The 20763-nt window shown below is 71.4% G+C and carries 13 protein-coding genes; 5 read left to right on the top strand and 8 right to left on the bottom strand.

Annotation, left to right across the window (positions count from 1 at the left end; all coding sequences use genetic code 11):
• Positions 1 to 74 precede the first annotated feature (74 nt).
• The 5 genes from B085_RS0115470 to B085_RS51650 all read right to left on the bottom strand — a co-directional run bounded on the left by B085_RS0115470 (position 75) and on the right by B085_RS51650 (position 9960).
• On the bottom strand, positions 75 to 2750 hold the full coding sequence (locus B085_RS0115470) for a CHAT domain-containing protein (protein WP_018559473.1): 2676 nt from the start codon (positions 2748 to 2750) through the stop codon (positions 75 to 77).
• A gap of 46 nt (positions 2751 to 2796) precedes the next feature.
• Positions 2797 to 4344 (bottom strand): CATRA conflict system CASPASE/TPR repeat-associated protein, encoded by a 1548-nt coding sequence (locus B085_RS48595; protein ID WP_018559472.1) that lies wholly within the window; start codon positions 4342 to 4344, stop codon positions 2797 to 2799.
• 37 nt (positions 4345 to 4381) lie between these two features.
• Positions 4382 to 4705, bottom strand: coding sequence for a CATRA system-associated protein (locus tag B085_RS0115460; RefSeq protein WP_018559471.1), 324 nt, complete (start codon positions 4703 to 4705; stop codon positions 4382 to 4384).
• Between the two features lie 513 nt (positions 4706 to 5218).
• Positions 5219 to 9445, bottom strand: coding sequence for a carboxypeptidase regulatory-like domain-containing protein (locus B085_RS0115455; protein ID WP_234018580.1), 4227 nt, complete (start codon positions 9443 to 9445; stop codon positions 5219 to 5221).
• A 251-nt stretch (positions 9446 to 9696) separates the two neighbouring features.
• A complete protein-coding gene (locus tag B085_RS51650) occupies positions 9697 to 9960 on the bottom strand; it encodes a family 16 glycoside hydrolase (RefSeq protein ID WP_420706597.1) in 264 nt (87 codons plus the stop codon).
• Between the two features lie 691 nt (positions 9961 to 10651).
• On the opposite strand from B085_RS51650, the gene B085_RS0115450 reads away from it, so the two are divergent.
• Positions 10652 to 14731, top strand: coding sequence for a carboxypeptidase regulatory-like domain-containing protein (locus B085_RS0115450; protein ID WP_063741028.1), 4080 nt, complete (start codon positions 10652 to 10654; stop codon positions 14729 to 14731).
• Between the two features lie 581 nt (positions 14732 to 15312).
• Here B085_RS0115450 and B085_RS0115445 read toward each other — a convergent pair.
• From B085_RS0115445 to B085_RS51450, 3 genes are all read right to left on the bottom strand, one after another.
• Positions 15313 to 16017, bottom strand: a complete 705-nt coding sequence (locus tag B085_RS0115445; protein ID WP_026251060.1) for a flavodoxin family protein — start codon at positions 16015 to 16017, stop codon at positions 15313 to 15315.
• A gap of 153 nt (positions 16018 to 16170) precedes the next feature.
• Positions 16171 to 16815: an RraA family protein gene (locus tag B085_RS0115440; RefSeq protein WP_018559467.1), complete on the bottom strand. Its 645-nt coding sequence runs from the start codon at positions 16813 to 16815 to the stop codon at positions 16171 to 16173.
• A 297-nt stretch (positions 16816 to 17112) separates the two neighbouring features.
• Entirely contained in the window at positions 17113 to 17235 is a 123-nt protein-coding gene (locus B085_RS51450; protein ID WP_018559466.1) for a hypothetical protein, read from the bottom strand.
• A 414-nt stretch (positions 17236 to 17649) separates the two neighbouring features.
• Here B085_RS51450 and B085_RS0115425 point away from each other — a divergent pair, with 414 nt between their 5' ends.
• The 4 genes from B085_RS0115425 to B085_RS49310 all read left to right on the top strand — a co-directional run bounded on the left by B085_RS0115425 (position 17650) and on the right by B085_RS49310 (position 20684).
• Positions 17650 to 18954 carry a glycoside hydrolase family 47 protein gene (locus tag B085_RS0115425; protein ID WP_018559464.1) on the top strand — a complete coding sequence of 435 codons (1305 nt, stop codon included), beginning with the start codon at positions 17650 to 17652 and terminating at the stop codon, positions 18952 to 18954.
• A 190-nt stretch (positions 18955 to 19144) separates the two neighbouring features.
• Complete coding sequence (locus B085_RS0115420; protein ID WP_018559463.1) at positions 19145 to 19372, top strand: hypothetical protein; 228 nt, start codon at positions 19145 to 19147, stop codon at positions 19370 to 19372.
• Positions 19373 to 19752: 380 nt separating this feature from the next.
• A complete protein-coding gene (locus B085_RS0115415) occupies positions 19753 to 20286 on the top strand; it encodes a GNAT family N-acetyltransferase (protein ID WP_018559462.1) in 534 nt (177 codons plus the stop codon).
• 236 nt (positions 20287 to 20522) lie between these two features.
• On the top strand, positions 20523 to 20684 hold the full coding sequence (locus B085_RS49310; protein WP_018559461.1) for a hypothetical protein: 162 nt from the start codon (positions 20523 to 20525) through the stop codon (positions 20682 to 20684).
• Positions 20685 to 20763 lie beyond the last annotated feature (79 nt).

Genomic DNA, 20763 nt, shown 5'->3' with positions numbered 1-20763 from the left:
TCGTCGCCTCGTCTCTTCCGGTTCGTGCGGTCTCGGTCTCCGGCCCGCGCCCGTCGAGCGCCGCCGCTGGGATGTCACAAGTACAGGGCCAGCGGGGTGTGCTGGATGCGGCCGGCCAGGTTCGGATAGTCGTCCAGGACCGTGAGGTAGTGCTCGTGGAGGGCCTGGACGACGTCGAAGGGCGCGCTGTCGGCATCGCCCAGGACCTGCCTGCTCGTGCGGAGCAGCGCGCGTACGGTCTGCACCAGCGCGATGTCCAGGACGTACCAGAGGGGCAGGCAGACGGCTCCGGCGCCGCTGATGACCAGCGAGCGCATGAATCCCAGTACGTCGCCCCCGTCGGAGCGCATGCCCTGTCCCGCCACGCACGCGCCCAGGACGGTCAGCTTGTTGCGCGGCAGGCTCACCCGCAGCGCGAGGTCGAACTGGGTCAGTACGTCGTGGCTGCCGAGGTGGAGCAGCGGACCGGCGGCCTCCGGGCCGTCCAGGTAGGTGCCGTGGCCGGCGTAGACGAAGAACTCCGGCTCCCTGGCCACGAGTGCGCTCAGTCCGTCCCAGTCGGCGTCGTGGGCCGGCTCGGTGTACTCCAGGCCCTCCGGGGGTGGGCCGGCCACGAAGACCCTGCCGGGGTGCCAGCCGGTGCCGACGAGTTCGCGGCCCGACGCGTCGGCGTCGGTGGACAGCAGGGCCGTCAGGTCGTCGTCCTGTTCCATGAGCTGGCGCTTGAGCAGGTGGCGTCCCTGCGTGACGAAGGCGGCCACGCTGACGGAGTGGGAGAGCGGGACCCGTGCGGCGAGTGGTCTTGTGTCGCCGGGGCCCACCGCGACGTGGAGCGGTATGGCGAAGACGTGGTCCGTGGGGATCAGGGTGAGATGGGTCGTGGTGGCACCGTCGTCGACGCGGTCCCAGACGGGCGCGAGGAGGAGGTCCCAGACGTGGCGGCAGGTCGCCTCGGAGGGCCACGGCGACTCGGGGTCGGAGATGTCGGCCCACACCAGTTCGGCCAGGTCCGCCACCTTTCCGTAGGGGATGCCCGTCACGGTCGTCAGACGCCCGTCCCGGCAGACCATGATGCCGAGCGCGTCGGGCACCGCTCCGGCGCCGCCCGTGAGTCCGTCGGGCGCGGCGTATCGGAAGTAGCGCACCACGGCGGAGCCCGGGTGGTTGAGGGTGTACTGGACGAGGCGGTGCGCGATGTCCTCGTCGTGTGGAACGGAGGTCAACGGGGCGTCCAGGAAGTGCTCTTCGTACTCCCGCTCGCGTTCGGCCAGCACCTCGCGCAGGGCCTGGGTCAGCTCGGGTGAAGCGGCCCGGAGCGGGGCGCGCACAGCGGGACCGGGGCGGGGGCCGGATGCTTCGGGGGAGGGGGCTCCGGCGATACGATGGGCGGGGGGCCTGAGCGACGAGGGATGCGAGGAGCCGAGCAGGTCGAGAAGTTCACGACCGGCGGACTCCTCGACCAGGGAGAGGACCCTCTCCTGGTCGGCCTGCGCGTCGTGTCCGTGGACGACGGCTTCGGCGATGGCGTGCAGGAACGCCGGTCGCATGTGCCGGGCGTACGTCCGCTTGTAGGCGGGCAGGGCGATGGCGGATCGGACCGAACGCGCCAGGCCCAGCTGCCGTGTGAGGACGTCCTTCGGACGGCGCTCGGGCGGCAGGGCTTCGGCGGTCCGCTGGTACCCGCGGACGGTGTAGGCGTAGAAGTCGACGTCCAGACCGGCGTGGTGTCCGTCCGGCGAGTCGTCCTGCTCGATCTCGTCCAGGAGTCGCCTCAGCTCCTCCAGCCCCCGGCCGCCCCCGGTGCGGAGCGCGAGATTCTGCCGGGCGATGGCCCTCCAGCGTTGCAGCGGGAGGGTCAGCAGTTCCTCGAAGTGCCGCTGGGCGTTCTCCGGGTCGCACAGCGCCTGATTGGTACGTGACTGCGCCACCCGGTACACGTCGGCGAGGCCCTCGGAGATCGCCAAGGAGCGTGAAGTGACCGCCAGCGACTCCTCGGGCCGTCCGGCCTCACGGAGTGCGATGGCGAGGTTGTGGAGGACGTTGGAATAGCCGCGGAGGAACTCGCGGTGGCGGGCGGGAGTGCCGGGCGTCGGAGGGACGACGACGTCCACGCCGTGCAGGTGGGCCAGCTCCTCGATCTCCCGCAGGAGCGCCTCGAGTTCCGTGACGAACCCGCCCCTGGCCGCTGCCTCTCCACCGTCCCGCATCGGCTGCCCCTGCTCCTCGAACCGCGCGCGTTCGCGGTTGCTGCGCAGATCCGGCACGGCCCACCACAGTCCGGCCCGCCTGGCGATGCCGACGGCGGTGCCGAAGGAGATGCGGGCGGAGGTGAAGCTGCCCAGCCGGTACCGGATCCGACCCTCTCCGTCGAACCACCGGGCGGCCGCGTAGGCGGCGAAGGGGTCATCCGCCGGAAGTTCACCGCGGAGGTGGAGTTCGTGGAGCAGCCGGGCGTCGTCCCGTGAGGCCTTGATCAGCTGCAGGCCGGTGAACAGCTTGTACGTCACGTCCGCGTGGACGATCTCGCACCAGTGGGCGCCCACCCGGCGCGCCGTGGCCCTGATGTCGTTCCGCCCGCCGTGGCCGTACTCCCCGGCCAGCCGCAAGAGGCGCAGGGCGCCGTCCTGCCGCATGGGGACGTCGAAGTCCACGTCGAAACGGAGGATGACGTCCTCGACGTCGAGTCGGCCGATGAGAGCGAGAATGGCCGAGACGGAGTCTTCCGGCTGGGGGCTCGTCGACTGGGGCATGGCCTGTTCGGCTCCCGCTTCTGTGAGGACGGGGTGGTCGGGGAAGTCAGCGGCGGCGGGCCGCCCGATGGACCGCCGCTGTGACGGCCAGGCCCACGGCCGCGCATGCGCCCACTGTCACGACGGGCGCCGGCGGGGCGTGACCGAAGTGCAGGCGCCACAAGGTCAGCGCCAGCCAGCACACCGAGGATCCGAGCAGGCCCGCGGCGGCCGAGTCGATCCAGCGGTAGGGGAGTGAGGCCGCGGATACCGCGGCCTGCCTGAGCACCGCCAGCGGCAGGAGCAGCGCGACGGCCGCGAGGACGAGGATGGTGGGCAACTGGGCGGCCTTCGGCAGCGGAAGGTCGTAGTCGAGGGTCTGCACCACGGTCAGCGCGGTGAGCAGGGATCCCAGTGTCGAGGTCTGCACCAGGCTCAGCCGGTTGCGGTACTCGTTCAACGCCCGGTCAGTGACCGCGGTGGCCGCGGTGCGCGCCGCCTCGGCCCGTTCACGGGCGGTCGACAGGTACTCCAGATCGTTCTGGACCTGGGCGACCAGGGTCTCGGCCGCGGCCAGGTCGCGCTCGGGCCAGGAGGTACCGTGTCCGACGCGACGCAGCCGGGGTGTGTGCAGGCGCATGTTCGTGATCGCGATGTTCACCGTGCGGGCCAGGTCGCGATGCTGGGTGATCGTCCACAGTGTTCCGTGGGGCCCGAGTTGGGTCTGGTCGAGCATGGCGGCGGCTGCCAGGACGTCCTTGAGACTGACCTGTTCGCCGGAGGCGCCGGGCTGCAGCGCACGCAGCAGGGCGCGGCTCTCCCGGTCGCTTTCGGCCCGGCGCTCGTGCAGGGGCTTGGTGGAGGCGAGCGTGTGATACCGGCGAGCCTCGTAGCCGACCTTGGCGGCGTGCATCAGGTAGCGGGTCAGCGGCCGTAAGCCGTTCTCGCCGTCCTTCGCCCAAACCCACTCGTCCAGTGCCTCCTCGGCTCGGAGCGGCGCGAGGACGCAGAAGTCGGTCACCACGTTCCTCACGTCTCCCGGGCCGGTGCGCCAGACGGAGAACCCGTGGTCCGTGACGTCGTGCCCACGCCACCAGGTGTCCTCGTCCGCGGCGGACGGCGGCGCGTGGCGTCGGACCGATTCGGCCACGGGGGGCTGTGACCGGGGCGTCCCCGCCTGGTGCAGCGCGGTGAACACGTGGAACTCGCCCAGGATCCCGTCCGGTGGGGGGTCGGTGACCCCCGCGGCTGTCAGGGCCGCCGACCACTGGTCCAGCAGGGTGCTCCACTGCCCGAGCCCGGCGTCGAGGTCGTTCGGCGCCATCAGGGCGACCAGCCCGAGCACATCGTGCTCGGCGAACCGGAAAGCGGCGTGGATGCCGGGGCCGCCCGCTCGCTTCGCCGCTTCCAGGACGGTGAACTCCGCCGTGACGGCTTCGAATCCGGGAACGGGTCCCTCACGTGAAGGCAGCCCGCCGAACGCCTCTGTCATGCCGAGCAGGCGGCACGCCTCCCACAGGCGTCCGAGGTATTGCCGGGGGGCGGTGTCCTCCGGCTTCGGAACGGCCGGCACGAAGCATGTGATGATCAGCGACGGTTTGACGAACCGTTGCACCAGGTGTCACCCGATTCCAGACGTAGGCGAACGGCGCTCAGTCGGTCGCGGGGTCCGTGTCCCTCTCGTCGCCCGGTTCGTCCGGGCCGTCCAGGTCGAGGATGAGTATCTCGACCAGGACGTTGCGTTGCTCGCGCCGGTCCGCGGGGATGAGGGTCTTCAGGGCGCCGGGCAGGGTCTGGGCACGAGTGGCGGACTCCAGGTCCTGCAGACCGGCGAGGCCCTTGTTGGTCGCGTCGTCGGAGCCGGCGGTCACTGCGGCGTACAGATCTGCGAGCACTGCCTCCACACGGGCCCATCCTTCGGCCGACAGGAGCCAGTCGTCGAGCGCTCGCAGTCGGTTGACGGCACGCCGCTTCACGTCAGCATCCACCGGTGGACCCCCGTTGCCGCTTTCCCGTATCCGCTTCCGGAATGAGGGCCCAAGGATATCGCCCGGGTGCCTGTGCGCGGCTGGAATTCCCGACTCGGCACGTGGGGTGAGCAGTTCCGGCATCCGGTCGGCGTGGGGCCCCGGACCTCTGCCGAACCCCGTCGGCGTGCCGGCGGCCGCCGCTCGCTCAGTTGCGGTGCGAGTGGGCGCCGACCGCCTGGCCGCCTGCCCGTCCTGGTGCCGGTAGGGGCGTTGCCCCGGCCGGCCGAGGATGCCGGGGGCCGGGCGCCGTGCTCGGGGATACGGCGCCCGGCCCGCCGACGGGAAGAACCCGCCGTGGCTAGAGAGAGCGTCCCGCCGCGACCCGCCCGACGATGCCGCGGCGCGCCCAAAGGACGCCGCTGATCGTCCGGGTGGACCATGGCGTCGGCCGCGCGCGGTCCGCGCTGGGCCCCGCGGGACCGGCCGCCCCGTCGCGTGAGGGGCGGCCGCGGGCGGCGGCTACGCCCGTTCGAGGGTGACGTCGTGGGTGACGATTGCTCCCTTCTTGAGCCGGACGGTGGCCACGGTCGGCCGGTAGCCGTCCTTGGCGACGATCACGGTCAGCGGGTTGTCACGGGTGTCGAGCCACAGGCCGAAGGTGCCGTCCGTGCGTGTGGTGAGCGTGTGGGAGTCGGCCCGGCTGTCGATCTGCACGGTCGCTCCGGCCAGTGGGGCGGCGCCTCCCGCGGGGGTCGCCCCGAGGATGGTCCCGCTGATGTCGCCCCATGTTCGGGGCGGGTCGGCGTGCAGGGTGACGGGGATGTCGGGCACCGCGTACGGGGTGTCGGTGAACAGGGCCAGCCGGGCGCCGTAGTCGCCGGGCTGCGCGACCTCCAGTTCCGCGGTGTCGAAGGTGAGGGTGAGCACCGTCCTCTGGCCGGGGGCCAGGGTGATCTTCCTGGCGGACTCGCCGAGCCAGCTGACCTCCGACAGGCCTTCCTGGTCGTAGCCGGGCAGGAGTTCGACGGTGGCGGTGGGGGAGAGCTCGTAGGCGTCGACGGTGCCGCCGACCTTGTAGAAGCCCGTCGCGCCGCCGCTTCTGAAGGTGGGGGTGTTGGCGTTGGGCAGGGTGTTCCACGTGCCGGTCGCGGGGTCGAGGGCGAAGCCCTCGTTGGTGAGCCGGCTGTCGTCGGTCACTCCGCCGGAGACCAGCAGCAGTCCGTTGGCCGCGGTGTACGCCGCCCCCCACAGCGGGATCGGCATGTCGGGCAGGGCGGACCACGTGTCGGTGGCGGGGTTGTAGACATAGGTGGAGGACACCGCGACGGCGCCTCCGCTCTCCCCGCCGGCGCAGTAGATCCTGGTCCCGATGGCGGCGCAGGACTGCCAGGCGATGGGCTCCGGATAAGGGGCGATCTCGGACCAGCGGTCGGCCCGGGGGTCGTAGACGGAGGCGTCGGTCGTGCCGCAGATCGTGGCCGAGCAGCCGCCGATCGTGTACAGCTTTCCGCCGAGCACGGTGCTGCCCGATCCGGCGTACGCCCTGGGCGCCTTCGCGCCGCTGGTCCAGGTGTTGCGGACCGGGTCGTAGACGTCCAGGCCCGGGTCGATGCCGCCGGTGCTGCTGCCCCAGCCGCCGGCGGCGTAGAACCTGCCGTCGATGAAGCCGTGCGCGGGCGCGCGGCGCGGATGGGGGGACGAGGTGAGCCGGGTCCAGGTGCCCGTTTCCGGGGAGAGGCGGTAGAGGTCGCCGGTGTCGTCCTCGCCGTCGTACCCGTATGCCGAGTAGACCTTGCCGTCGTAGGTGTCGACGACGTTGTCCATGATGGCCGTGGGCAGGTCGGTCACGGGTTTCCAGGCGTCACCCGAAGGCCCGGCCCCGGCCCCGGCCCCGGCCTCGGCGGAGGCGGTCGCGGGTCCGGCGGTCCCTGTGGTCCGGCCGTCGATCCGCGCGGGGCGCGCGGCGCCGTCGGACGGCGGGAGCCGCCGCGGGCCGACGCGTCGCAGCGGTGCGCCGTCCTCCGTGCTTCCGGAGCCCGCGCGTTCCGCCAGCGTCAAGGTGGCCGGCGCGCCCCCGGTGTTGGTGACGGTCAGTTCCCGGGTCGCGCTCTTGCCCAGGACCGCGGTCGCCTCGATCGGGTCGGTCGTCAGGGACAGCCGGCCCGCCGTGAGCTTCCAAGCCGAGGTGACGGCGGTGTCGGCGCGTGCCGTCACCGTCTTGGTCCGCTCGGTGTAGTGCGGCGCCGCCGCCGTGAGGGCGTGCTCGCCCAGGGGCGCGGTCAGGGTGAAGAAGCCGTCGCCCAGGTTCGGGTCGTCGGGCGTCGCCGCCGTGATCGTGCTCAGGGCGGGCTCGTCGGGGGAGGTGACGGCGGCGGATGTCAGCCCTGTGCCGGTGTTGGCGTCGGTGACGGTTCCGGTGATCAGGCCGGCCGGGGTGGGGGTGAGCTCCCGGCTGCCGACGAAGACGTCGTCCACGGCCCACCACAGGGCGTAGGAGGCGGTGTAGTGGAACCGCAGCCGGACCGAGGGCCTGCCCGCGTAGGCGGCCAGGGACATCTCGATGTGCTTCGGGCCGGCCGCGTCGGTGGTCAGGGACCGGATGTTCTTCCAGGTCGCGCCGTCGTCGGTGCTGACGTCGAGGTCGGCGGTCTGGCCGAAGAAGGGCATGAGGTCGGTGTCGAAGGCCAGTTCGGGGACCGCGACGCCGGTGAAGTCGAAGCGGGGGCTGACGAGACTGGAGTCCTGGGCGGCCGGGTAGCCGTAGTGGTCGCTGTCGACCACGGCGAAACCGCCGTCGCCGCCGGTGTTGTTGGACCGGCCTCCGGGGTCGTCGAACGCCCAGCCGCCCCGGGTGCCCTCGGCGTTGACGACCGTCCAGCCCTCGGGTGCGGAGTTCGTCGAGGTGAACCGCTGGGTCGGGCCGGTCAGCTTCGGCGCGTAGGCGGGGACGCCGGCCGACCAGACGTCGGCGGGTACCGGTATGTCGAGTTTCTGCGCCGTCGTGCCTGCCGCGATGTGCCGGGTGACTTCCTCGTAACCGGGCAGGGAGGCCGTGACCCGCAGGGTGTGCGCGCGGTTCTGGGGGAGCGAGACGCCGTACGCGCCGGTCGCGGGGTCGGTCCACACCGGACCGCCGGGCGCACCGTCCACGACGATCCTGGCGTAGAGCGGCCAGCCGTGGCCGGAGCCGTCGGCGATCGTCCCCGTTATCGTGCGGCTGGGCACCGTGTGCAGTGCGTAGTCCCTCGTCAGGGCGGCACCGTCGGCGATCGTGACGTCCGGTGTGGACACGGTCGCGTAGCCGAACGCCTCGACGCCGATGTCGTACGTTCCGGCCGGCAGGGACAGGGCGTAGGCACCCGAGGCGTCGGAGTGCACCACGACGTCCCCGCCCGATATCGCCGCCCCGGCCACCGGTCTGCCGGTCCCGGAGTCCGTGACCGTCCCGGAGACCTCCCCGCGGGGCCCGCCGCGGAAGGCGCCGAGGCCGCGGGGGGTGCCCAGTCCGGTCGGTCCGTCGTATCCCGGCCCCGCGGTGCACAGATAGGCGGGGTCGCACTCGCCGTTGGACCCGCTGGTCACATCGTTGAGTCCGCCGCCGGCGGCGGCGTAGGGGTAGGAGTTGGGGTAGCTGTCGGCCGCCGGCGTTCCGGCGGCCGCGTAGATCCCGGCGATGATCGGCGTGGCCGCGCTGGTTCCTCCGTACACCTGCCAGCCGCTGTTCCCGTAACTCTGGTAGACCGCGACGCCGGTGGCGGGGTCCGCGACGGCGGAGACGTCGGCGACGGTTCGCCGCGGGCAGCCGGTGTCCTTCTGGAAGGACGGCTTCGGCTGGTAGGCGGAGCAGCCCGAGCCGGTGCCGCTGTCACCGTTGCTCCAGACCGACTCCGACCATCCCCGCGGGGTGCTCGGGTCACGGGCGAGGGAGGTCCCGCCGACCGAGGTGACGTAGGGGGAGGCGGCAGGGTAGGGGACCCCGTACTTCAGGTCTCCCGACGCGACGACCATGGCGACACCTGGGTGGTTGTAGTGCGTGTCGGTGGTCTCGGCGGGGTCCTCACCGCCTCCGGGGTAGCTGTCGTAGTAGGAGCCGTAGGAGTTGGAGACGAACTTGGCGCCCAGCGCGACGGCCCGGTCCACGGCCGCCCCGAGGTTCTCGCGATCGGCGCTGTCGGCCTCGACCAGCAGGATGTGCGCGTTCGGCGCCACGGCGGACACCATGTCCAGGTCCAGCGAGATCTCCCCGGCCCATTCGGGGTCGGGCTCCGGGTAGTCGGTGCCGCCGCGCTGGTCGACCTTGCGGAAGCAGCCGTTGCCGGTGGTGCAGGCCGGCAGCCCGTACTGCTCCCGGTACACCGCCAGGTCCTGCTCGGCGGTGGGATCGTCGTACGCGGCGACCACGGCGACGGTCTGGCCGGTGCCGCTGCTGGGTGGAAGGTCGTAGGCGCTGCGCAGATCGCCGGCGCCGTAGCCGGCCGGCTCCGACGACCGTCCGGCGGTCGCGAGGTCCGTGCGGCGCAGGGCGAAGCACGCGAACTCGTTCTTCCTCGGCGCGGAGCAGGAGGGTTCCATGGACAGTCCGTTGTCCCTGGAGGTGCCGGCGGCCTGGTGCGTCGCACCGGACGGCGTCTGTGCGGCGGCCGGTGGCTGCGTCCCCAGGAAGGTGAGCAGTGACAGGCTCAGCGCCGTCAGGCCCGCGGTGAGTCTGTGCCGGCCGAAGCGCGCGACTTTTCTTGGTATAGGCAAGTATCCGTTCCCGTCTGTCCGGTGACGCGTCATCAACTGTGGGGCGGGCGATGGGGAATGAATCCATTCACCGCGGCCCCATTAGACATCGCCTCGCCCGGCCGGGTGGGTCGTTGAGCTGATCGCGACGAAGGGCCCAGTGGCCGCTCGCGCCACTGGGCCCGCCCACATCCGCGGAGACCTCGCGCCCGGACCGCGCGATCAGGTTGGGACCGCGCGATCAGGTTGCGGTCCGCGTCATGGTCCGCCCGTCAGCCGAGCGGTTCGATCCAGAGGTTCCTGAACCGCACCTTGTTGCCGTGGTCCTGGAGGCGGATGGCGCCGGGCCGCGGCCGACTCCGCGTCGCCGCCCCCGGTCGGGGCCGTCGACGGCGACGTCGTCGTGGACCTTCCGGGCCGTTCCACACCACGGTGATCCCGGCGTCGTCGGTCTTGCCGCCCTCCGCGTCGAAACGGGCCGCCCGGAAGACGATGTCGTACGTCTGCCAGGTCTCCGGCGCGGTGGCGGCGTTCAGATCCGCGGGTGTCCGGCTGCCGGCCTCTACGCCGTGGCGGTGTTCATGTTGCTGCTGACTCTTCCGGCCGTGGGCGAGGTGTCGACACCGACAAGGTTCCCGACACCGCGGCAGGCGCGGCCCTGTGCCTGATCCTCTCCACTGTGTCTCTCGCCGCGACTGCGGCGGTCGCCTCCAGGTGGAGGGCGGTGCGCGTCGTGTGTCTGGCCCACCCTGCGATCGTCGTGGTGATCGCGACGCAGGTGCCCGGTCCCTTCTGCGTCACGTGGTCACCGGTCGACGGCCGCCTCGGCACGCCCCGTCGCGGGGGCACGGTCGACCGCAAGCGGGGCACGCGGAACCGGGGGCGCCGTCCGGGAATCAGGCGATGCATGCGTCAACCACCTTCATAATGGGACTTGTTGAACGCGGCGTCATTGATCACGCCTACTCTCCGGTATCCGGACACATTCCCGTCGAGCGCACCGGAGAACGCAAAACGGTGGCCCTTTTCCGCCCTTTTCGGCGTTGACATGGACACAAGATCTCTCCGCTAATGGACTCCCGGCGACCACAGAAGTCGCTGTCGAACCTTCATGATTCGGCGATCCTGTGATGACTTGGGAGTCGGACGTTGCACGTACCACACATATCCGTTCCACCGCTGCGGCGGCGGATGTCCACCTGGCCGGCGGTGATCGTCACCGCCGCGATGGCCGTCCTGGGCATCCAGACGCCGTCCCAGGCAGCGGCGCCGTCCACAGCGAGTGCCACCGCCGCCACGACCGCTGACGGCCACGCGCCCTACGAGGCGGCGTGCGGCGCCGCCAAGAAGGGCGAGGCCACCTGCTACGCCCTGCGCCGCACCGATGTGAAGCCGTCCGAGGGCCTGCGGACCCAGGCGGCGCCGGGCGGGTTCGGCCCGGCCGATCTGCGCTCGGCCTACAACGTCCCGGCGGGCGGCGGAGCAGGGCAGACGATCGCCATCGTCGACGCCTTCGACGACCCCACCGCCGAGGACGACCTCGCTGTCTACCGCGAGCAGTACGGCCTGCCCGCCTGCACCACGGACAACGGCTGCTTCACGAAGGTCGACCAGCGCGGCGGTACCGACTACCCGCAGCCCGACCCGGACTGGGCCGGGGAGATCTCCCTCGACCTGGACATGGTCTCCGCGATCGCCCCCGAGGCCCACATCCTGCTCGTCGAGGCCGACACCCCGGGATTCGAGGACCTCGGCGCCGCCGTCGACACGGCGGTGGCACTCGGCGCCAAGTTCGTCTCCAACTCCTACGGCACCGACTACCGCTTCGGCAGCGGTGAGGACCCCTACCAGACGACGGTGCTCGACGCCCACTACGACCACCCCGGCGTCGCCATGGTCGCCTCCTCCGGCGACTTCGGTTACGGCGTCTCCTATCCGGCCGCGTCCTCCCATGTGACGGCGGTGGGCGGCACCTCCCTGACCGCCGACGGCGGGAGCGGCCGCGGCTGGTCCGAGACCGCCTGGGGCGGCGCGGGGTCCGGGTGCTCGCTCCACGTGCCCAAGCCGGCCTTCCAGCAGGACACCGGCTGCGCCAACCGCGCCGTCGCCGACGTGTCCGCGGTGGCCGACCCCGCCACGCCCGTCGCGGTGTACCAGACCTACGGTGGCGGCGGCTGGGCGCAGTTCGGCGGCACCAGCGCCGGTTCGCCCATCATCGCCGCGGTCTACGCCAACGCCGGCACCCCCGTCGCGGGCACCTACCCGAACTCCTACCCCTACGCCGCGGACGGGGGGCTCTTCGACGTCACCGCCGGGGACAACGGCACCTGCACCCCGGCCTACCTGTGCTCCGGCTCCGCCGGATACGACGGTCCGACCGGTCTGGGCACCCCCGACGGGCTGCGGGCCTTCCGGACCGGCCCGCACGGGACGCTGTCCGGCACCGTCACCGACCAGGCCACCGGCAAGCCGCTGGCCGGTGCCACCGTCGGTGCGGGAACCGGCAACGTCACACGCACCGGGGCCGACGGCGGCTACACCCTCGGCCTCCCGGTCGGCCACTACGACGTCACCGTCGACGCCTACGGCTACGCCGGCGGCACCGCCACGGACATCGACGTCACCGAAGACGGCGCCCTCACCCGGGACTTCGCGCTGAAGCCCGTCCCCAGCCAGACCATCTCCGGCAGGGTCGGCGACGGCTCCGGCCACGGCTGGCCGCTCTACGCCAAGATCACCGTGGACGGCGTCCCCGGCGGCCCGGTGTGGACCGACCCGGCCACCGGCGCCTTCACCCTCAGCCTTCCCGAGGGCCACGACTACACCCTCCACGCCGACGCGTCACTGCCCGGCTACACGACGGCGACCAGGTCCCTGACCGTCACCGACGCGCCCCAGTCGCTCCAGCTGCTCCTGCGGGCCGACCCCTGGAAGGCCTCCGCACCCGGCTACACCGTGCACCTGGACGGCGCCACCGAGCACTTCGCGTCCACCGACTCCGCCCCGCAGGGCTGGCGCGTCGTCAACGCCGACGGCAGCGAGGGCGGCTGGACCTTCGACGACCCCGAAGGGCGCGGCAACCAGACCGGCGGCGACGGAGCCTTCGCCATCGCCGACAACCCCACGATCGGCTCGCCCCACGACACGCAGCTGATCAGCCCCGCCTACGACCTCACCGACGCGAGCGACCCCGAACTGGCCTTCGACGCCATGTACTTCGTGTCAGACGGCAAGGCCGTCTCGGTCGACGCAAGTTCCGACGACGGCGCCACATGGAAGTCCCTGTGGACCGCGACGGCGGGCTTCGCCGACCACGCCAAGGTCGAGATCCCGCTCGACGGCCTCGCGGGCAAGCGGGACGTCCGGGTGCGCTTCCACTTCGTCACCGAGTTCGCCTGGTGGTGGGGCGTCGACGACGTCTTCGTCGGCGACCGCGGCTACACGGCCACTCCCGGAGGACTGGTCACCGGCACCGTGACCGACGCCAACACCGGCGACGGACTCGTCGGCGCCGGCGTCACCGTCAAGGACGTGCCGGGGGCGACCGCGACGACCGTCGCGACCCCCGAGGACCCGGCACGCGGTGACGGGCTTTATCTCATGTTCTCGCCCGGCCTCGGGAAGCACGAGGTCAGCGCGGCGAGGCCGCGCTACACGGAGCTGAGCAAGACCGTCGGCATCGCGGCCGACAGCGTGGTCCCGGTCGCCTACAAGCTCAAGGCCGGACAGCTGACCGTGACCCCGGACGCCGTCGGCGCCACCCTCGGCTGGGGCAAGTCCACCACGCGGAACATGACGGTCAAGAACACCGGCGGCGCGCCCGTCACCGTGACAGCGGGCGAACGGGCCGGGGGCTTCCGGCCCCAGGCCCTCGGCAGCGGCGCACCCCTCCAGACCGTCAAGGGGCACTTCTCCCCGCACGCGAGCAAGAAGGGCCCCGCCCCGTCCCGGTCGCAGCGCACCGCGGCACCGTCCGGGGACGCCTGGCAGACCGCCCCCAACCTCCCGGAGACCGTCCTCGGCAACGCGGTCGGCACCTACGAGGGCAAGGTCTACTCCGCCTTCGGCTACACCGGCTTCGACGTCAGCAACGCGATGTACGTCCTGGACCCCGTCGTCGGCAGCTGGAGCCAGGTGGCCAGTGCGACCGACCGCCGGGAGGCGCCGTCGGCCCAGTTCGTCGACGGCAGGTTCTACACCGTCGGCGGTTGGCTCCCGGACAGCACCACCGACCCCAAGCTGGAGATCTACGACCCCGTCGCCGACCGCTGGAGCACCGGGGCACCGGCGCCCGCGGCCTACGCCGGCCAGGGCAACGCGGCTCTCGACGGCAAGTTCTACACCGTCGGAGGCTGCGACGACCGCTGCGGCACCGTCGAGGCCTACTCCTACGACCCCGACACCGACACCTGGTCCCGGATCGCCGACTACCCCGAGCGCGTGGCCTGGGAGTCGTGCGGCGGCGTCAACGGCAAGCTCTACTGCGCCGGCGGCAACGCGGACTCCATCGGTGAGAGCAAGCACGCCTACGTGTACGACCCGGCCGCCGACACCTGGACGTCGCTTCCCGACCTGCCCATCCCGCTGTGGAGCTCGTCCTCCACCGCGGCGAACGACCGGCTCCTGATGACCAGCGGCATCAGCCACGAGGCCCTCACCAACCAAGGCTTCGCCTACGACCCGCAGGCCGGCGCCTGGACCGCCCTGCCCAACGCCGACGTGGCCACCTACCGCGGCGGCGCCGCCCTCGGCCTCTACAAGGTCGGCGGCGGAAGCGAGCCGTACACCCCGAGCAGCACCGTGGAGTTCCTGCCCGGATACGACCAGGGCGGTACGACCGACGTCCCGTGGCTGAGGACGAGTACCCAGCACTTCACCCTGCAGCCCGGGGCGAGCACGACGGTCACCGTCACGCTGGACGCATCCGTGCCCGAGATCGCGCAGCCGGGTGACTTCACCGCGCAGCTGGCGCTGGACAACGACACCCCGTACGGGATGCGGAAGATCCCGGTGACCCTGCACGTCGACCCGCCGAAGACCTGGGGCAAGATCACCGGCACCGTCCGCGGCGTCCAGAGCGACGGCACCACCAAGCCACTGGCCGGCGCCACCGTCGAGATCGGCAGCTGGGCCGCCGACTACTCGCTCAGGACGGCCGCCGACGGCACCTACTCCCTGTGGCTGGACTCCCGCAACAACCCGCTGGACGTCATCGTCGCCAAGGACGGCTACCGCCCGGTGGCCACCACGATGAAGGTCAGGAAGGGGGAGACCGTCACCGGCGACTTCACGCTCAAGAAGCAGTAGGAGCACCCGCCGATCCGGCGGCGACGGAGGCGGGCCGGCCCCTCGGGGCCGGCCCGTTCCCGTCCCGGCCGTCACCCCACCGGGGCGTCGAAATCGATCGGGTACCGGAACTGCCACGCGTCACAGCGCGAGCCGTAGGAATTCCCTCCCTCCGGGGAAGGTCGAAGTCAAGCAGTGGCTGCTCTGCATTCCTCTCATCCCCGGGCTGGTCCGCTGCGGCCGGTGCGTAATGCTCTTCGGTAAGGAGAGCCGCTTCGCCCCGATCGCCGGCCGCGACATCGCACCGGCCGTCGACAACGTCTTCGCCTCATCCGACCAGCACGGCGGGCAGGTTTACGCCCTTACCGGCCCTGTGGAATACAGCCACGAACAGCTCGCGGCCGAGGTCGGCAGGGGGCAAGGATTTACCGTTCGAGCAGGTCACCCCGGCCATATTCGTCGAGATGCTCGGCAACGCACATGAACATGGCGAGGCTCAAGTACTTCGAAGCTCCTCGAGCAGCGGGATGGCCGCCTCGTGGACAGCGGTAGCTAGTCGGCCGGCCCGAGGCGACTGCCATGTCCCGATGGTGGCAACGAGGTCATCGGTGTTCCGGGTTCGGGAAGTCGGGGCGGCAACCGGCGTCCCACTCGGCGCGCTGGTTGCCGTACGCCGGGAATCCTCCCGCGCTTCGCAGCATGGCCGCCAGATGCAGGAGGTTGTAGGTCATGAACGCCGTGTTGCGGTTGGTGAAGTCGTTCTCCGGGCCGCCCGAGCCCGGGTCGAGATACGAGGGTCCCGGTCCGGCCTCCCCGATCCACCCGGCGTCGGCCTGCGGCGGAATCGTGTAGCCGAGATGCTGGAGGCTGTAGAGGACGTTCATGGCGCAGTGCTTGATCCCGTCCTCGTTCCCGGTGATCAGACAACCGCCGACGCGTCCGTAATAGGCGTACTGCCCTGCGTCGTTGAGCAGGCTGGAGCAACCGTAGAGCCGTTCGATGACGCGCTTCATCACCGAACTGTTGTCACCCAGCCAGATGGGCCCGCACAGCACGAGGACGTCCGCGGCCAGGACTCGCTCGAACAGGTCCGGCCACGCGTCGTCGGCCCAGCCGTGTTCCCTCATGTCGGGCCACACGCCCGTCGCGATGTCGTGGTCCACCGCGCGGACCCGCTCCACCCGCACGCCGTGCCCGCGCATGATGCCCGCGCTCAGGTCGACGAGCCCGTCGGTGTTGCTGGTCTCCGGTGAGCGCTTCAGCGTCGTGTTGACGAACATGGCGCGCAGTCCTTCGAACTGCGGCATCTGTGCCGCGGGTGCGGTCGTCGGGTGGGTCGTCACCTGTTCCTCCCAGCGTGGGTCCTGTCCGGAGGACGCCCGGTGGGGAGCCATGTCCTCTTCGAGGAGGCTCACCCACGCACGACGCCCGGGCAACTCGACGACCGGGCGTACCGCGCGCTAGCGCGGTGAGTGCTCGTCGCGGATCCGGGCGACGTATGCGGCGTCCTCGGCGTCGATCTCGGCCGCCTCCTGAAGGACCCGCTCGATACTGGCCCGCGGAATGACCACGGCTCCCGCCGTGTCGGCGAAGACGTAGTCACCGGGAGTCACGCACACACCGGCGATCTCTACCGTGACGCCGGCCGCGAACGGCATGATGGTGTCGCCGCCCCAGCGTGTCGCCTCGCCCTGGCACCAGGTCGCGAACCCGTGGTCGCGCAACTGGGCGAAGTCCCGAAGCCTGCCGTCCGTCAGCACTCCGGCCAGCCCGTGAAGGGCGACCCTGGACAGTTTCGTCCCCCCACCGTGTGAGACGTCCCGATAGCCGCCGCTGGAGAGCACCAGGACCTTCCCGGCCGGGTCGTCGCCGACCGCCTGATCGAAGAGCTCGGCGAAGCCGGCCGCCGACTGCGGCAGGTCGTCCCGGTAGGGCAGGTAGGCGAGAGTGGCGGCCGGCCCGAAGAGCGGCCTGGTGGGGTCGGGGCTGCACAGGGCGAGGATGTGCGCGCGGTGGTGGTGGAGGCGGCCCATGGCGTCCACCAGCGGCGCGCAGCCGAGCCGTGCGGCGGTGGCCGCGTACTCGCTACCGTGATCACTGCTCATGCGTCTCCTCCTGGTCCGCTCGTGGTCTGTCCGCCGATGTGGGGCGCCGTGTTCCAGGCGTACCTCGGTCTCCGCGGGAGCGTCACGGACGAGCGCAGTCACCGGTTGTCCGGCCCGGGCGCATCGCCGGGCGCCCGCGGCGCCGCGCGGGTCGGTACCCCGTTCGGGTGATCCACGAGTCATGCGCCAGAGCGCGCGTCCTGCCGGCGGCGCGGTTCAGCTGATCCTAGGACGGAATCGGGTCGCGCGCCCGGGCTGTTCGGAGGGGGCGTGCTCCTGGCGCGGACGGGCATCCGGTCAGGTCAGATGGTTGCGTTCCAGCGAGAAGTAGGGCACCTGGTAGTGGCTGCTCTGGATGTGCGAGGGCAACCGCCGCACCTGATCGGCACGGATGGTGGTGTAGACGTCGTGCCTGGTCATTCCGGTGAGGGGGCGTATGTGCCGGAGAAGGTCATCAGATCCTGCTCGCGATGGCTGAAGGTGATGATGAAGCAGTGTTCGACGAGGGGTTCCGCGGGGTGCGACATGGCCGCCTCTCGGTGGTGTGGGCTCGGCTCTGCCAGTGCGGACGTACGAGTGATCCGGCGGGTTCCGGAGGGCCGTCCCAGGCCGTCCCGTCAACACGGTGATGTTCCGTCATTCGTGTGAGGAGGGCTGGGCTTTCGGGGGATGTTCCCGGGCATGAGGAAATGCGCGGGTCCCGGCTCTCTCTCGCGGCGCGGGCTGCTCGGTGCTCTCGCGGCATTCACCCCCGTAGCGGCCGTCCCGGTCGTGTCCGCGCACGGTTCCGCCAGAGCGGCGGCGGAGCCGTACGCGGGTCTGGGGGAGGAGTCCGTGGCGGCGTTCCGTCGCGCCTGGGACGCCTATCGGCGGCTGGCCTGGGGACGGGACGAGCTGCGGCCGCTCAGTGGCCGCGGCGCGGACTTCTTCGCCCAGGGCCACACGTTCGGTCTGACGATCGTCGAGGCGCTCGACACGCTGTACCTGATGGAGCTGGACGAGGAGCTGGACGCGGCCGTCCGATGGGTGAAGAACGAGCTCGTCCTCGATCAGGACGTCTCCGTCCAGGTCTTCGAGGTGATCATCCGGTTGGTCGGGGGGCTCCTGTCGGGGCACCTCGCGACCGGGGACCACGCGCTGCTCGACCTGGCCCGGGACCTCGCGGACCGGCTGATGCCCGCCTTCCTCGCATCGCCCACGGGCGCCCCCTACCGGTTCGTCAACCTCTCCACGGGTGCGGTGAGCGGCCGCGACAACCACCTCGCCGAGATCGGCAGCTGCATCACCGAGTTCGGTGAGCTGTCGCGGCTCACCGGCGACCGCACCTACTACGACGTGGCCAAGAAGGCCCTACGCGCCGCCTGCGAACGCCGCTCGCGGCTGGGCCTGCTGGGCACCACCCTCGACGTCGAGACCGGCGTGTGGACCGGGACCACCGCGACCCTCGATCCGCCGGCCGACTCCTTCTTCGAGTACCTCTGGTACGGCTGGAAGCTGTACGGCGACGAGGAACTGCGCACCTGGTACACCACCCTCACCGCCGGGATCCTCAGATACCTCGCCGACCGGAGCACGGGGCGGCTGTGGTTCCGCCAGGCCGAGATGAGCACCGGTCGCGCCACAGGCCAGGTCCAGTCCGAACTGACCGCCTTCTACGCCGGACTGCTGGCCCGCAGCGGGCGCGTCGCCGAAGGCGAGAGCTACCACGACAGCTGGACGGCCGTGCTCGACGCCTTCCGCCTGCCACCGGACCTCCTCGACTACCGCAGCCTGCGCGCGGAGGTCCCCTCTTGTCCCCTGCGCCCCGAGTACGTCGACGCCTGCCTGTCCCTGTGGCTCGTCACCGGCAAGGAGCTGTACCGAGAGCGCGCCCGCGAGGTGTTCGACCGCCAGGAGCGGTACTGCAGGGTCGCCAACGGCTACACGGTCGTCCGCGATGTGACGGCGTCCCCGATGAAGACGGGGGACCGCACCCCGGCGTACTGGTTCAGCGAGAACGCCAAGTACTACTACCTGCTGTTCGCCGAGGCGCGCCGCTTCGACTACGGATCCGGCTATCTGACGACGGAGGGCAATGTGCTGCGCGGGCTGCGGGCCCCCGCTCCCGCGCCGGGCGGCGGTGGCCCTGTCGGGAAGTGACGCGCGGCCGTTCCTCCCACCGCGGGGTGGTGCGTACCGCAAGGATCCAGCCAGTCACAAGCCCAAGACGCTGGAGTTGTCCAGATGATGCGCCAGTTCGAGATGCGGCACGCCACACATCGATACATTAGGGGTCTGCTGTCGGGGCGAGCCGGATGCGGGATCCGGTGAGGTTGAGGAGTCTTTGGCCATGGGGGAGTCCGGGTACACGGAGCGCTGGCTGGAGACCGGCTCGGGTCCCGGCGCAGTGGTCCGGGCCCGTGTGACGCAGGCGAACCAGGCGGTCCAGGCGGCGTACCGCACATGGCTGGACCACGCCACCGAATGCCCTACGTGCCGGGACGGCGCCGCCCGGGATTGCACGGTCGTGCAGCCGCTGTGGGACGCCTACCAGGCTGCTCAGCGCGCCGCCCTGTGACCTTCCCGGGCGCGTTCGCCCGACAGGGTGCCCGGCAGGGGGCGTCAGGTGTCGCGGCACGCAAACGTCACCGGTGCCCCCGCCGCGGTGGGGGCCCGCCGCCGAGGGCCGGAGGGGTGCGCGGTCGTTGGCGCTCTCCTCGCGGTCCGAACATGATCGGATATTCGACCGGTCCGCCGGGTCCGCCGGGTCCGCCTGGGCCTCCCGGCCCGTAGGGGCAGACCGGACCTGCCGGCGTCATCTGGTGGTGGCCCAGGGGCCGGGCGGGTTGTGCGGCGCGCCGGGCCACGGTGTCGTGGGGTGGGCTGGTTCCCGGGAGTGAAGACCGCCTTGCCCATCCCCGATTACCGTTGCGGCGTCTCCTTCGCCAGGATGAGCCCATGACCGAGATCCAGACTCCCCGTCTCCTCCTGCGCCGCTGGCACGACGACGACCTTGTACCCATGGCCGAGATCAACGGCGACCCGCAGGTGATGCGCTGGGTCGGCGACGGCTCCGTGCGTGACCTGGAACACACGGCGGAAGCCATCGAGCGGTGGGAGGAGGAGTGGGACGAGGAGGGCTTCGGCCTCTTCGCCGTGGAGATGCTGGCCTCGGGCGAACTGGCCGGTTTCACCGGTCTGACGCTGCCGGAGTTCCTTCCGGAGGTGATGCCGCAGGTGTCCGTCTGCTGGCGGCTCGGTCCGCAGTTCTGGGGCCAGGGCTACGCCTCGGAGGCCGCTCACGCCGCGATGGAGTTCGCGCTCCAGGACCGCGGCCTGGATCGCCTGATCGGCATCGCCCGGATCGGCGACAACGCCTCGGAGAACGTCATGCGCAAGCTCGGCATGGCGCCGCAGCGCGAGATCACGCACCCGGAGTACGGTTTCCCGCTGCGCGTCCACACGATCGACCTCAGCGAGTTCCACGCCTGAACCGCGGCCTCCCCACGGCTCCTGCCGGCGGGATGGGCCAGGCGAACGCGGAGCGTGGCCGGCCACCAGCCTCTTTCGGCAGGGGGGCGCCGACCGGCCGGCAGGGCCACGCCGGTGCATGCGCCTACCCGGTCAGGCCCGGCCCGGTGCCCCCTTCCAGACCGCGACCCCGGAGTGTCGCGCGACCGATGCGAGGGGTAGCCTGCGGGCCCGTTCGAAGTCACCGGAGGATCCCCGTGCACACCCCCGTTTTCCTGCTGCGGAGCGTGCTGGGCCTGGGCGGCGGAATGGTGGTCGCCTGGGAATCGGACCGCCAGGCTTCCGGGCCGGGCTGGAGGAAGCCGCGGCTCTTCTCCGCGACGGCGGCTCTGTTGCTCGCCGCGCTACTGGGCGTCTGAAGCGCGTTGCAGAGGGCGAGATGTGCAGGCCGGGCCCCGGGCAACGGGGGTCGAACCGAAACCCGCGTTGCTCCCGAAG

This window comes from Streptomyces sp. BoleA5 (genome assembly GCF_000373665.1).
Classification (GTDB): Bacteria; Actinomycetota; Actinomycetes; order Streptomycetales; family Streptomycetaceae; genus Actinacidiphila.
The sequence above is the reverse complement of the archived record's forward strand: the minus strand, read 5'-3'. Positions and strand labels throughout refer to the sequence as shown.